This is a genomic window from Caulobacter sp. GW821-FHT10F06 (assembly GCF_058809215.1).
The window spans coordinates 638,024-650,975 of record NZ_JBXASK010000003.1; the positions used below are offsets into that span (position 1 = coordinate 638,024).

The 12,952-nt window shown below is 55.0% G+C and carries 12 protein-coding genes; 9 read left to right on the forward strand and 3 right to left on the reverse strand.

All coding sequences use genetic code 11. The features are described 5' to 3' along the window. Window positions 1-4: 4 nt before the first annotated feature. The 9 genes from AC1RUS_RS09325 to AC1RUS_RS09365 all read left to right on the forward strand — a co-directional run bounded on the left by AC1RUS_RS09325 (window position 5) and on the right by AC1RUS_RS09365 (window position 10,698). A complete protein-coding gene (locus AC1RUS_RS09325) occupies window positions 5-1,366 on the forward strand; it encodes a DUF1501 domain-containing protein (RefSeq protein WP_492915254.1) in 1,362 nt (453 codons plus the stop codon). A 494-nt stretch (window positions 1,367-1,860) separates the two neighbouring features. Continuing rightward, the gene (locus AC1RUS_RS09330) at window positions 1,861-2,508 is read left to right on the forward strand and encodes an exopolysaccharide biosynthesis polyprenyl glycosylphosphotransferase (protein WP_492915328.1); all 648 of its coding nucleotides are present in this window, start codon (window positions 1,861-1,863) and stop codon (window positions 2,506-2,508) included. A 283-nt stretch (window positions 2,509-2,791) separates the two neighbouring features. After that, window positions 2,792-3,760: an NAD-dependent epimerase/dehydratase family protein gene (locus AC1RUS_RS09335; protein WP_492915256.1), complete on the forward strand. Its 969-nt coding sequence runs from the start codon at window positions 2,792-2,794 to the stop codon at window positions 3,758-3,760. A 6-nt stretch (window positions 3,761-3,766) separates the two neighbouring features. Continuing rightward, window positions 3,767-4,720, forward strand: a complete 954-nt coding sequence (locus AC1RUS_RS09340; RefSeq protein ID WP_492915258.1) for a GDP-L-fucose synthase family protein — start codon at window positions 3,767-3,769, stop codon at window positions 4,718-4,720. A gap of 2 nt (window positions 4,721-4,722) precedes the next feature. Continuing rightward, window positions 4,723-5,517, forward strand: a complete 795-nt coding sequence (locus AC1RUS_RS09345) for a WecB/TagA/CpsF family glycosyltransferase (protein ID WP_492915260.1) — start codon at window positions 4,723-4,725, stop codon at window positions 5,515-5,517. A gap of 70 nt (window positions 5,518-5,587) precedes the next feature. Further along, window positions 5,588-7,159 carry an FAD-dependent oxidoreductase gene (locus AC1RUS_RS09350; protein WP_492915262.1) on the forward strand — a complete coding sequence of 524 codons (1,572 nt, stop codon included), beginning with the start codon at window positions 5,588-5,590 and terminating at the stop codon, window positions 7,157-7,159. After that, complete coding sequence (locus AC1RUS_RS09355; protein ID WP_492915264.1) at window positions 7,156-8,094, forward strand: aldo/keto reductase; 939 nt, start codon at window positions 7,156-7,158, stop codon at window positions 8,092-8,094. Before AC1RUS_RS09350 ends, AC1RUS_RS09355 begins: the two co-directional genes overlap by 4 nt. Then, the gene (locus tag AC1RUS_RS09360) at window positions 8,075-9,409 is read left to right on the forward strand and encodes an O-antigen ligase family protein (protein WP_492915266.1); all 1,335 of its coding nucleotides are present in this window, start codon (window positions 8,075-8,077) and stop codon (window positions 9,407-9,409) included. The genes AC1RUS_RS09355 and AC1RUS_RS09360 overlap by 20 nt, the downstream gene beginning before the upstream one ends. After that, window positions 9,406-10,698, forward strand: coding sequence for an MATE family efflux transporter (locus AC1RUS_RS09365; protein ID WP_492915268.1), 1,293 nt, complete (start codon window positions 9,406-9,408; stop codon window positions 10,696-10,698). Before AC1RUS_RS09360 ends, AC1RUS_RS09365 begins: the two co-directional genes overlap by 4 nt. 58 nt (window positions 10,699-10,756) lie before the next feature. On the opposite strand, the gene AC1RUS_RS09370 is transcribed toward AC1RUS_RS09365, so the two are convergent. From AC1RUS_RS09370 to AC1RUS_RS09380, 3 genes are all read right to left on the reverse strand, one after another. Then, window positions 10,757-11,890, reverse strand: a complete 1,134-nt coding sequence (locus AC1RUS_RS09370) for a glycosyltransferase family 4 protein (RefSeq protein ID WP_492915270.1) — start codon at window positions 11,888-11,890, stop codon at window positions 10,757-10,759. Between the two features lie 10 nt (window positions 11,891-11,900). Further along, the gene (locus tag AC1RUS_RS09375; protein ID WP_492915272.1) at window positions 11,901-12,443 is read right to left on the reverse strand and encodes an acyltransferase; all 543 of its coding nucleotides are present in this window, start codon (window positions 12,441-12,443) and stop codon (window positions 11,901-11,903) included. 32 nt (window positions 12,444-12,475) lie between these two features. Next, window positions 12,476-12,952: UDP binding domain-containing protein (locus AC1RUS_RS09380; protein WP_492915274.1), on the reverse strand; the 477-nt coding region annotated here is incomplete at its 5' end.

Sequence of the window (12,952 nt, forward strand, 5' to 3'; positions counted from 1 at the left end):
CGCCATGTCCATTTCTCGTCGTGATCTCGGCCGGCTCGCCGCCGGTGCTTCGGCCGCCGCCGCCCTCGGTCAGTTCGCCGCTTCGGCGGCCCTGGCCGACACCTCCAACTACCGCGCCATGGTCGGCGTCTTCCTGTTCGGCGGCAACGACGCCTGGAACATGGTCGTGCCGACCGACAGCCGCTATTCGACCTATGCGTCGCAACGCGGCTCGGGCGTCGCCCTGCAGCAAAGTTCGTTGATGTCGCTCAGCGGCACGCCGTTCGGTCTCCACCCGGCCTTCGCGCCCCTGCAGTCGGCCTGGGACGACGGCGCGCTCAGCGTCGTGCTCAACACCGGCACGCTCTATCAGCCGCTGACCAAGAGCCTCTACACGAGCCGCGCCGACTTGCGCCCGCTGAACCTGATGTCCCACGAGGACCAGCAGAACCAGTGGATGGGCGGCCGCACCCGCGAAACCAACACCAACGGCTTCATGGGCCGGATCCTCGACAAGGCCGCCAAGACCGACGTCCCACCGCTGATCTCGGTCGCCGGCTCGAGCTTGGCCCTGATCGGCGACCGGACCTCGCCGCTGGTCCTGCCCTCGACCGGCTCGATCTCCCGCTACGGCTACAACGCCGCCAGCACCGACGCGGCGGTCAAGGCGCGCCAGCTGGCGCTGGACACCTTCTCGGACGCGTCGACGTTCGGGGTGATGACCGACCTGACCAGCAAGGGCATGTCCTCGTCCTACGCCCAGGCCGTCGCGGCCAACGCCGTGGTCAGCGCCACCACCTCGGTGGTCGACAAATATTTCGTCAACCCGACCACCAATGCGGCCCTGACGTCCGACATCTCTCGCCAGCTCCTGCGGGCGGCGCGGATGATCGAGGCCCGCAACACCCTGGGTCACGCCAAGCAGACGTTCTTCGTCAGCCAAGGCGGATACGACACCCACACCGGCCAGTTGGCGACGCACAACACCAACTACGCCGACCTCGCCATGGCGCTGGCGGGCTTCTACAACGCCATGAAGGCGCTGGGCCTGGCCAATAACGTCACGGCGTTCACGATGTCGGACTTCGGTCGGGTGTTCAAAGGCAACGCCCAGGGCGGCACCGACCACGCCTGGGGTTCGAACCACCTGGTGCTCGGCTCGGCCTTGGCCTCGCGCAAGGTGCATGGCCGCTATCCGGACATGTCCTTCGGCGGCCCCGAAGACGCCGCCACGGACGGCCGCTGGATCCCCAGCATCGCCACCGAGGAATATATCGGCGCCATCGCCCAGTGGTACGGCGTGGCCGCTTCGGACCTACCCTACGTCTTCCCCAACTGGTCGACGTGGAATGGCGGCGGCCGAGGACCGGTGCCTTTGTTCGGGTAAGCGATCTAACGCGCTCGCGGCCTTTGTCGCGGGCGCTTTTTTACGCTTGGCGGGCCGTCTCCCAATGGCTCGGCGAATGAGTTGTGAACGCCTGAGCGCCTCGCTTTATAAATTCGTCGTCGTTCGACGATTAATTGATACGTGCTTGCGGAACTTGCGCCGCAGCCTGGAGCAACGCCGCCGACAACATCTAGAAAACTAGAGCCTTTAAATCTCGACTTTATTTGAGGCCTGTTCACCTACCTAACCGTCCCTGCACCACATAACATGACCAACGGCTTGGCAGCGCGCTCCGCTCGATGGAGATTTGATCACGCTCGGATTTTTGCTCGACAAAGCTCAAATATCGCTGTGCTGCGAGCCAGAAGTGAGCTAGCAGGTTGGATATCGACCGGCAGAAGGGCAAGCGCCATAGCCCCACCGAGTCATCAATGAAATTCACCCCACGCAAAATGGACGGAAATTTCCGGATGACCATCGGCTATACGACGCGCATGTCGGAAGATCCAAATTCGACCCAATGCCGTGCGCCTACTGGCTACATCCGCCGAGTAGCCTCAGATCCGTTCAAGCGCGCGTTCGATATCGTCGTCGCTTTGGGACTGCTGATATTCTTTGCGCCCATGCTGTTGCTATGGGCGCTGCTTATAAAGCTGGAATCCCCCGGCCCCGCACTGTTTCGCCAAACACGCGGCGGGCTGAATGGCCGTACTTTCACGATCTACAAATTGCGCTCCATGCGCTGCGAAGAGAACGGCAACATCGTTCAAGCTAGGCGCGGAGACGATCGGATCACCAAGACCGGCCGCATAATTCGCACAACAAGCATCGATGAACTGCCACAACTCTTCAACGTCCTGAAAGGCGACATGTCCCTAATAGGACCTCGGCCACACGCGCAGGCGCATGACGCATATTACAGCGCACTGATCCCAAGCTACAATCAGCGCTTCCAAGCGCGTCCAGGCCTCACGGGATTAGCGCAGATTAAGGGCCTGCGTGGCGAGACGGAAACCATCGAGGATATGAGCGCGCGCATCCAGGCCGACATCGCCTATATCGAAAATTGGTCACTTCTCACCGATGCGCGCATCATGCTGATGACGGCGCCTCACCTGCTTCTCGCGAAAAACGCATACTGAGGCCCGCGCGCCCGTGTTGCGACCAAGGAATGCAGCCCCCACGAGTAGCGTCGAAGAGGAAAGGTCGATCCAACCGAGCGCCCACATAAGCCGGGCCCGTTAATCATAAAAAAGCGCAAAGCTTCATGAATTGCGCACTTTGAAGATGTGGCGCACCTTCGAATAGCCTACTAACCACGCAGCCAAACTCTGGCCAACCTATCAATGTCATTGAGACTTGATATTCACCCATAAGGCAGGCTACTGCCTCCTGTGTTTTTGTTGATGTTCTATGCGAGGGGTTATGAAAACAGCACTGGTCCTTGGGGCAGGCGGCTTTATCGGTGGCCACCTCGTTAAGCGTCTTAAACGCGAAGGCTTTTGGGTTCGCGGCGTTGACTTGAAGTTCCACGAACACGCGGAAACCGAGGCAGATGACTTCGTAATCGCCGACCTCCGTGACCCGTCTAACGTGCGCCAAGTGGTCGACCGACGGTTTGACGAGGTTTATCAACTGGCGGCCGACATGGGCGGCGCCGGCTATATCTTCACTGGCGAGCATGATGCGGACATCATGCACAATTCGGCGACAATCAATCTGAACGTCGCGGATGCTTGCCACAAACGCACGATCAAGCGGGTCTTTTACTCCTCTTCAGCCTGCATGTACCCCGCATACAACCAGGAAGATCCCGACAATCCCAACTGCGTGGAAAGCAGCGCCTACCCCGCCGCTCCTGATAGTGAATATGGCTGGGAGAAGCTCTTCTCGGAGCGTCTTTTCCTCGCTTACAACCGCAACTACGGCATGGAATGCCGCGTCGCGCGTTACCACAATATCTTTGGCCCCGAAGGCACCTGGCAGGGCGGAAAAGAAAAGGCTCCTGCCGCGATGTGCCGGAAGATCGCAAGCGCCAAGTCTGGCGATACGATCCAGATCTGGGGCGACGGCCTACAAACTCGTTCGTTCCTCTATGTCGATGAATGCTTGGAGGGCACCATCCGCCTCCTTCGATCCGACTTCGAGGGCCCGGTGAACGTTGGTTCTGACGAAATGGTCACCATCAACCAGCTCGTCGAAATGGTAGCCGACATCGCCGGAAAGAAAATCGACATCCATCACATTGATGGGCCCACCGGCGTGCGTGGCCGCAACTCGGATAACCAGCTCATCCAGGAGAAGCTCAATTGGGCCCCTTCTGAGAGCCTCAAAAGCGGTCTCGAAAAAACCTACGAGTGGATCGAGCGCCAAGTAATGCGAAACGCCGCCTAACACGCGATGCCGGACACCCTGAAATTTTCATTGTCCGGCAAACGCGTCTGGATAGCCGGCCATCTCGGGATGGTCGGCTCCTCCATCGCCCGCCGCCTGGCGTCCGAAAATTCCGAGATTTTGTTCGCCGATAGAGCGACTGTGGATCTTCGCCGTCAAAGCGATGTCGAGCGCTGGATGCAAGAAAATCGGCCCGATGCGATCTTTATCGCTGCGGCCAAGGTTGGAGGCATACTCGCTAACAAGCAGCTTCCCGCTGAGTTCATCTATGACAATTTGATGATTTCAGCGAATATCATCAAGGCGGCGCACAGGTTTGATGTGCAGAAGCTTCTCTATATCGCATCTAGTAGCATTTATCCCAAGCTTGCTGCCCAGCCCGTAACAGAGGACGCCCTGATGACGGGACCTCTGGAACCCACACACGAGGCTTATGCAACGGCCAAGATTGCTGGCATTCAGCTGTGCCGGTCGTTTAGTGACCAATATGGCTGCGATTTCATCAGCGCCGTGCCGACCAACTTGTTTGGTCCAGGTGATAAATTCGACCTACAGAACAGCCATGTCGTGCCATCGCTTATCCGGAAGATCCACGAGGCAAAGATCGCCCGTCAAGACCACATCCTGATTTGGGGGACTGGCTCGCCACGTCGGGAATTTTTATACGCTGAAGATTGCGCCGACGCGTGCGTGTTCATGATGAAACACTACTCTGGACGCGATCCTGTCAACGTCGGGAGCGAAAAAGACATCACCATTCTCGACCTGACTCGAAACATCTGCGATGTCGTAGGCTTCGAGGGAACAATAAGAACAGATCCATCCATGCCGGACGGCCCCGCGCGTCGCTTGACGAGCGGCGAGACCCTGAGGCGATTGGGATGGTCCCCGACGACAGATTTGATTGAAGGTTTGAAAGAAACATATCGCTGGTTTCTGACCAACGATTTGGGGCGTTAGCAATGGTTGAGTTACGTATGCATGACGGTCACCGGCAGATGAGGGTGCTTGGCGTCCCCATCAGCCTCGTCAAGCTTCCTCAAGCCACCGGAATTGTGTCTGAGTGGGCAAATGAACCTAAGGCGCGCACTGTATTTGTACGTGAGGTCGCGAGTCTGATGCTGGCGGTCGAAAATCCGGGGCTCCTGGAACTCCACAATCATGCCAACATGATCGTGGCTGACGGAGCACCGCTTGCCTGGGTCGGTAAGCTGCGGGGCTATGGCAAGGAAATTGGCCGAGTGCCTGGCGCAGATCTTCTAGACGCAGTGTGCGAAGCATCGTGTAAGAATGACCAAAGCCACTACTTTTATGGCGGCAAGACCGGTGTAGCCGAATTGATGGTCGCCAAACTTCGCGAGCGCTATCCATCGCTCAAGGTTGCTGGTGTTTTCAGCCCGCCGATGAGGGATATCGGTCCCGAATTCGAACTCACGCCGGCGGTCATTGCTGAGTTGGAAGAAATCAAAAGGAGCGGTGCTCACTTTATCTGGGTCGGCATTTCAAGCCCTAAGCAGGAATATTGGATGATGAAGGCCGCGCCTTTCGTTGGCAAAGGCGTGTTCTTCGGTGTTGGAGCAGCATTCGATTTTCATTCCGGCGCCGTCGAGCGCGCTCCCCGCTGGATGCGAAACAATGGATTGGAGTGGCTGCACAGGCTGATAAGCGAGCCCAAGCGGCTTTGGCGCCGCTATCTGATTTTGGCGCCAAAATTCGTCTTGCTGATGGTTTCATCGATAGGCCGAAGCACGTCGTAGACGCGAGTTAGAGCTTCTCGATATGGCCACAACATTCGCCTCGTCAAGTTAGGCTATCTGACCGGAAGCCATGATCATTGATTTCGAAGACTCCGCGTGCAGCCAAGTTATTGACTGCGACACCGTGATCGTCGGCGCCGGCGCAGTCGGGCTTACGCTCGCCGCGGATATGGTTCGTCGGGGAGAGCATGTTGTCGTGCTCGAGGCTGGCGGCGAAAATCTGGAGCTCCAATCGCAAGCGATTTTCCAAAACGCCACCTATAGTGGCCACAAGCTTGATGGACTTCACTCAGGGCGATATCGCGTGCTTGGCGGCACGACGAGTTTTTGGGGCGGCCAACTAGTTCCCTTTGATCCTATTGTTTTTGAAAAGCGTTCCTGGATCGGGAGCGACGGGTGGCCGATCGATCGCGAGACACTGGATCCGTTCTACAAGAAGGCTATGACCCTCTTGGAAATGGATGGAGGCCTAGCCAACGATCAGGATGTCTGGGCGCGCGCGAAGGCCCCTCCCCCGCCCCTCGGCGACGATCTCGAATACTTCTTTACGCGCTGGGTGCGCACCGCCAACCTTGCTCGCCACTTCAAGAAAGAAATTCGCAGCGCGACCGCTCAAATCATCATCCATGCCAACGTCATTGGCCTTTCGAAGATGGAAGGCGGCGACCGCCACGAACTCCACATCAGAACGTTCGGCGGCAGGACTGGAATAGTTCGAGCAAAAAATTACATACTGGCGTGCGGCACGTTCGAAATTGTCCGCCTACTTATGCTCCCGTACACCAATGGTTCCAAGCCCGAGTGGGCCGACAACTCATGGCTTGGCCGTGGATATATTGATCATATTGACTTTCATGTCGCCGACGTGAAGCCAATTGATGAAGCGAGATTTTCCGACCTCTTCGAGAACATCTTCTTTGACGGTTATAAATACAATCCGAAGATTAAAATATCCGAAAATATTCAAAGAAAAAAAGAATTACTCGGATCAGTCGGAGCATTTATTTACACATCATCCCATAAACAACATTCTGAAAATATTAAACACTTTATTAAGTCAATAAAAAGCGGAAGGGTGCCACCAAATATACTTAAAATTCCCGCACATTTGATTGCAATGTGGAAAGTATCCCTACCGCTTATTTATAGGTACCTTAGATCAAATCGGATGTTTCACCCGTCCGGTTCGAAAATCACATTGAGAATTACGACTGAACAGGCGCCGATACGCACCAGCCGGATGTCCCTCCGGCCAGAGGCTGACGCCTTGGGAGTGCCCATGTTGCACGTTCACTGGGATGTCGATGGCACCGAGCTGGAGACAGTCGCCACGACAGCGGAACTTATTCGCGACGGGATGGCTTCGGCCGGCCTGGCAGAAATCACAATTGATCCCAAACTGCTTGCTCGCGACCCTGCGTTTCTGAGCGAGGGCGATGACACGAACCACCAAATGGGCGGCGCGCGCATGGGAACAAGCGCGTCTAGCGGCGTAGTGGACAGTGATCTCAAGGTGTTTGGCGCGTCGGATATCTATATAGCTGGCGCAGCCGTTATCCCGTCTTCGGGCTTTCCGAACTGCACCCTAACGGCCATGGCTTTGGGCCTTCGTCTCTTGGAGCGGCTGCGGAGTCGACAATGATTTCGACGCGACTTCAAAATGGGCGCACCACCAGCCAGCTTTCCTTCGGCTGCGGCGGCATTGGCGGCTCCTTGAGCTATGCGGAAAGCAGAAAACTGCTCATTTCGGCTTGGGACTCGGGCTTTCGGCATTTTGACGTCGCGCCTTCGTACGGGCTCGGCGTGGCCGAAGATTACCTAGGTCGCTTTCTAAAGGACGTCGGCGCGGACAAGGCAACCATCACGACAAAGGCGGGGATCGGCCGACCTTCCCCTCCAAGTGCGCTGGGAGGATTGGCGCGAAACCTCGCTAGGCGCGCCTTGAATTTGACGCCAGGCCTGCGAAAGGCCATTGGTGGAAAGATGCGCGCTGCACTGCCGCGCGGCCAGTTCGAACCCACAACAGTTAGATCTTCCCTGGAGGATAGCCTGCGGATTTTAGGTGTCGAGCAAATAGACATCTTTTTGATGCATGAATTTTCTGCGGAATATCTGACTGATGAATTGATTTCAATGCTGCAGAACGCCGTGATGAGCGGAAAAATAGGCGCAGTTGGATTGGGTTCGCAAAAGCTAGATCTTTTTAACTTCGCCTCACTACCGTCTATTTTTTCAACTACACAAACTGAATGGCGTCTTGACGAAAAGCGCCCCGTCGAAGACGGAAAAATGACACGCAGTTATCACGGCGTACTCCGGAACCTTCCACTGCTCAATGAAGCGTTCGCAGCACGTAGCGATTTGCAATCCGCCCTGGAGGCCGTCGCCGGCTTTTCACTGGCTACGTCGCAGGGGCGCGCCGATCTGCTATTGTGCATGGGATTGGCGAGCTTAGGTCACGGACACCTGATTGTTCAGTCGCACAAGCCAGACCGAATAGCAAAAATGGCTATAGACGAGCGCATACAGAATTTCCAAGCGATAGGCGAATACAGCAATGCTTGCTTCTATATTTAATCTTCCCGACAAAGGAGAGCCAAAAAACAGTTCCTTTGAGGTCGCATTTCTGTATTTATATTTGGTAATGCTGGGTACGTGTTTCTATTATTTCTTCGGGGACGCCAACAACGCCGACAGCATTCAAAAGGCCGGCGAATCCACATCCTATAGATTCGTCTGGGCCGCACTTTATCTTCTTCTTTTTGTAAACTGCTTCAGAGCTGGGTGGAAAATCCTACCCAAACTGCTAGTTCCGATAATTTTCATCGGCGCTAGCGGCTATGCCTATTTGGTAAATGGCTTTTCCTCGGGAACACCAATCAAACTCCTTATGTTTTTTATGACGTTTCTCTTCGCCGCCTGGGCCTCCATGCGCTTTTCATATAGAAATTTGCTGGAAGTCTATTTCCGATTAGCATGCTTTATTGTAATAGTTCATCTACTTGCTTATCCTTTTTTCCGACATCTTGCGGGTAATTTTAATTGGTCAACTCGCGGCAATATGTTTGGCTTCGATGTTTATTCCGGAATGTTTCCTCACAAAAATCAAGCTGGTGTTTTCTTTGGTATTGCTGCGATGATAGGCGCGTTTAAGATTATCTATCTCGACAAAAAATTTAGTTTTTTGACTGCACTATTTTCGACGCTTCAATTTTTGTCCTTGATTATGACCGGTGCCGTAAGCCCGTTGATATCGACGATTGTGGCGATAATTTTTACCATTTTTGTTGACTTGATTAAAAAGAAGAATGCGGTCGGCATCATATCTGCCGCAATCATCACTCCAACAGCGCTTATTTCTTATCTTAATCTTGATAAGATATTAGGATTGTTTGGGCGCGACATGTCCTTTACGGGGCGCGATTATCTTTATAAAAACTGGGTAATGTACTTTAAGCAACACCCTATAACTGGATATGGTTATGGGGAATTTTTCGGCCCTTCTCCAGAAGCGCCAGGCCTGACCCTGAACAACGGCAGAATGTTTTCACACTATACCAATTTCGAAAGCGGATTTCTTCAGACAGGCATCGACTTCGGATCTATCGGTCTCGCTGCCTATGCAGTTATGTTCGCCGTTTCCCTTTGGAAGTCGATCCGTTTTAATTCGCGTGCGGGTGAGATCAATTACCTTCCGCTCGCGCTAACTACTTTCATGCTAATATCGAGCTTGAATGAAGTATATATTACACTTCACAACTGTCTATATCCTGCTCTCTTGATGTTTATATTCCTCAGCAACGACACTTCTGCGCCGAAGCCAATTCAAAACATTGCGCCCAGAGCGAGAGCGCGCCAAGTCCATGATAGGCTGGCTGTAGGCGGTCAATGACCACATCATATCGCGGCGCCCGCCTTCGGCGCGTTATCGGGATGGCCCACCGTTGGGGCGGCCTCTTGTCGTTTGGCATAATCGAACAGCTGTTGCTGAGCGGCAGCTCGTTTGTCGTCACGCTGATCCTCGCGCACGCGCTAGGCCCAGAAGATTTCGGTTGGTTTAGCGTTGCGTGGGCCATTTCCCTCCTCTTGGAGGTCGCGTCAAATGGGCTTTTTGGCGACGCTGTTCCGTCAGTCGCTCATCGATTGGGCTCGACGCACAGGCCAGCCTTTCGCATTGCGCTCGTTTTGATCTCGACAAGTTTCTCGTTGGGCCTGGCGCTCCTTACGGCGCTCGCGGGCTTAACGCTTTGTTTGATTGGGCATCGGCTTGGCGCGCCTCTGGGCGCCGCCGCCGTCATGTACTTCGCACTGCGACTGCAGAACGTTTTCCGACGCATCTACTATCTTGACGGCATGCGCCGCACTGCGGCCATTTGCGCGATCGTCAACGTCCTAACGACGTTTGGCTGCTTGGGCTTGGCCCGCCTCACCGGATCTCTATCGTCGAGCACCGCAATGCTATGCTTGGCTGGCGGCAGCTTCGCCGCCGCTGCGTTGAGCGCACGCAATCGCGATCTTTTTGCCAAACCCAATCGGCGCATGGTGAAATGGTCGGCTATTCGGCTTTGGTTGACCGGGCGCTGGGTCTCGGCCTCCGCTGTCCTTTCCTGGATGGGTAACTTCGGCATCATACCAGTCGCCGCATTTTTCCTCGGCCCGGCAACGAGTGGCGCATTGCGTGCCGTTCAAACACTTGTCGTGCCGCTGACGCAGGTCAACAACGTACTGACGTCGATACTTGTACCCAAATTCGCCGGATCGCTGCGCAAGACGCCTGACCAATCCCGCCGTGCGCTCGCGCTGAAGGCTATCACGGCCTATGCTCTGCCAGGGATAGCGTTTTCAGTGCTTGTTATCGCGGGCGGCGAACCTCTATTCCATTTGCTGTTCGGTCGTGTCGGCAACCACATTACGAAAGTAGCGATTGCGATTTCGCTTATCGGCTATTCTCTGGAATCGATCCGTTTCGGATGCAACGCCGTATTGCTGTCCTCGGGCAATACTGGCCGCATCTTCCTCGGTCAAACGATCTCGCTTGCAAGCGTAGCTCTACTTCTGCCTGCGTTGACCCCTTCAATGGGGCTGACGGGGATCATCCTGGCGATGACGCTAGCGAACAACATCAACACGCTGGTCGTGGCAGGCCTATTCTTGAAGTCCACGACGCAATCATCCGAGTGAAGCAGCCTAGCAGGCCTGGACACGAGCTACAGACTTTCAAGTGAAGGAACTGCCCGAGTCAGTTTTCCAGCGCACGAAGGACGCCTTTGGCGAACCGCTCGGCCATGGCCTCGATCGTGTAAAATCGTAGAGCTTCTTCGCCGCCTTGTTGGAGCTTCTGGCGCCAGGGATCGTCGGTGAGGATGCGGCTTACAGCACCTGCATAAGCATCAATATCGTTGGGATCAGATACGATCACACCATTTTTGCCGTCCTCGAGATAGTCAATCTCAGGGCTATGGTAAGGCAGAGCCGCCGTAACCATCGGCGTGCCGTAGGCGAATGAGTCAACAACACCAAGCCCCACCAAACCTGGCATCAAGAACACCTTCCCTAGGCTGGCTAGCAAAGTCTTCTCCCGCCCAAAGCGCGGTCCCTTAGCGTGAATCCAAGAATGCTTCGACGCCGCTTCCGTGACCAAGTGAGCGTCGGGACCGCCGCCGATGATGATGAGGTGGAAATCCGGCACTTGAGCCTTGACGGCCTCCGCGGCCTCAATCAAAAACGCGATACGCTTGAGATCATAGAGACCACCAATATAAATTCCGATATTGGTCGAGCCACAAAACTCCGCCTCGCGTAGCTCCGAGATATCTTTATCTTCAATACCTCGGCGATGCTCACCAATAGCCGAAGTGTCAATTGCATTATTGAAAACCGTAATGCGATCTCGAGGAAATCCGGCAGATACGACGATATCCGCAGACCTCTCGGTGTAGGCAAACCACCAATCGACCTTATCGATCCAAAACCTTTTGAAACGTTCACCAATACTGTTTTGGTTCGGCGCTTGAAAATTCTTACCGTGGCCGAAGAAAGCGACCTTCTTTCCCATCACCCTACGGATGATCTGGATTGGATAGTTCGCCAACAATCCATTTTCCTGCTGCAATATAACGAGATCCGCGCTGTAGCTCGCCTTGAATGCAGCCTGATAGGATAGTTTGATTGGTCCAACCTTGATCCTGATTAATCGGGTAACAGTCCCCCAAGGAACTGAAGCGGTGTCGCCCTTACCCTCTGGATCAATGTCCGTATAGATATAGTCGTACGTAACATTCTTCTCTGCGAGCAACTCGCGAAGTCGCTCATGAAAAGAAATACGAAATCTGTGAGATACTGGAAACACATAGGCTACACGTCGAGTATTCATTCTAATCCTCTCACGAACGGTAGCGCTTGCTCAACATCTCACGATGCAATTGGATGTTCTCCAAAACACCGCCAAACCTTTGCCCAACAACCCGAGCCGGTGATCCGGCCACAATCGAGTAGGGTTCTATGGATTTGGTCACGACGGAACCAGCGGCGATGATGACGCCTTCACCGATGGAAATACCCGACAGGACAACGCTTCCAAAGCCGATCCATACATCATCGCCAATAGAGATCTGATTTTCCGGTGCGTTTGCAAGGCTATCGTCCGACCCGATCCAAACACCGTCTCTGACCGGAACACCAGGAATTCTGTATTCATGGTCAAGCCGCCCAACAATACCAACATTGTTGGCAATTAGAACGCCACGACCAATCTCACCACTTACCTGGATGCTGCAGAATTTTCCGATGTATGAATTGTCACCGATCACCAACTTTCGCGAAGCGGATATAATTGAAAATGGCCCAACGTGAACGTTTGCACCGAGGACCACGCCCTTCCGGACGGACATCAATCGCATCAGGTTTTGAATGAGCTTAGCCAGCATATTCGCATCACTCTAATCGGGAATAAAAATGCTCAGCCCCGCCCGATGCTGGCGTAAGTGAAGCCGTGGCGGACCATTTCGCTAGGCTTGTAAATATTGCGCAGGTCGACCACGACGGGCGTGGCCATCAGTGACTTCAGGCGGTCCAGGTCCAGGGCTCGGAACTGATCCCACTCGGTCAGGATGACCAGGGCGTCCGCGCCTTCGGCGGCCTCGTAGGAGCCGGCCTTGAAGTCGACGCCCGGCAGCATCTTCTCCGCCTCATGGCGGCCTTCGGGGTCATAGGCCTGGACCTTGGCGCCCAGGGCCTGCAAGGCCGGCAGGATGTCGAGGCTGGGCGCGTCGCGCATGTCGTCGGTGTTGGGCTTGAAGGTCACGCCCAACACGCCGATGGTCTTGCCGGCCAGATCGTCGGAGCCGATGGCGTTGGCCACCTTGTCAGCCATCGCCTTCTTGCGCGCGTCGTTGACCGCGACCGTGGTCTCGATCAGCCGCACGGGCGCGCCGTA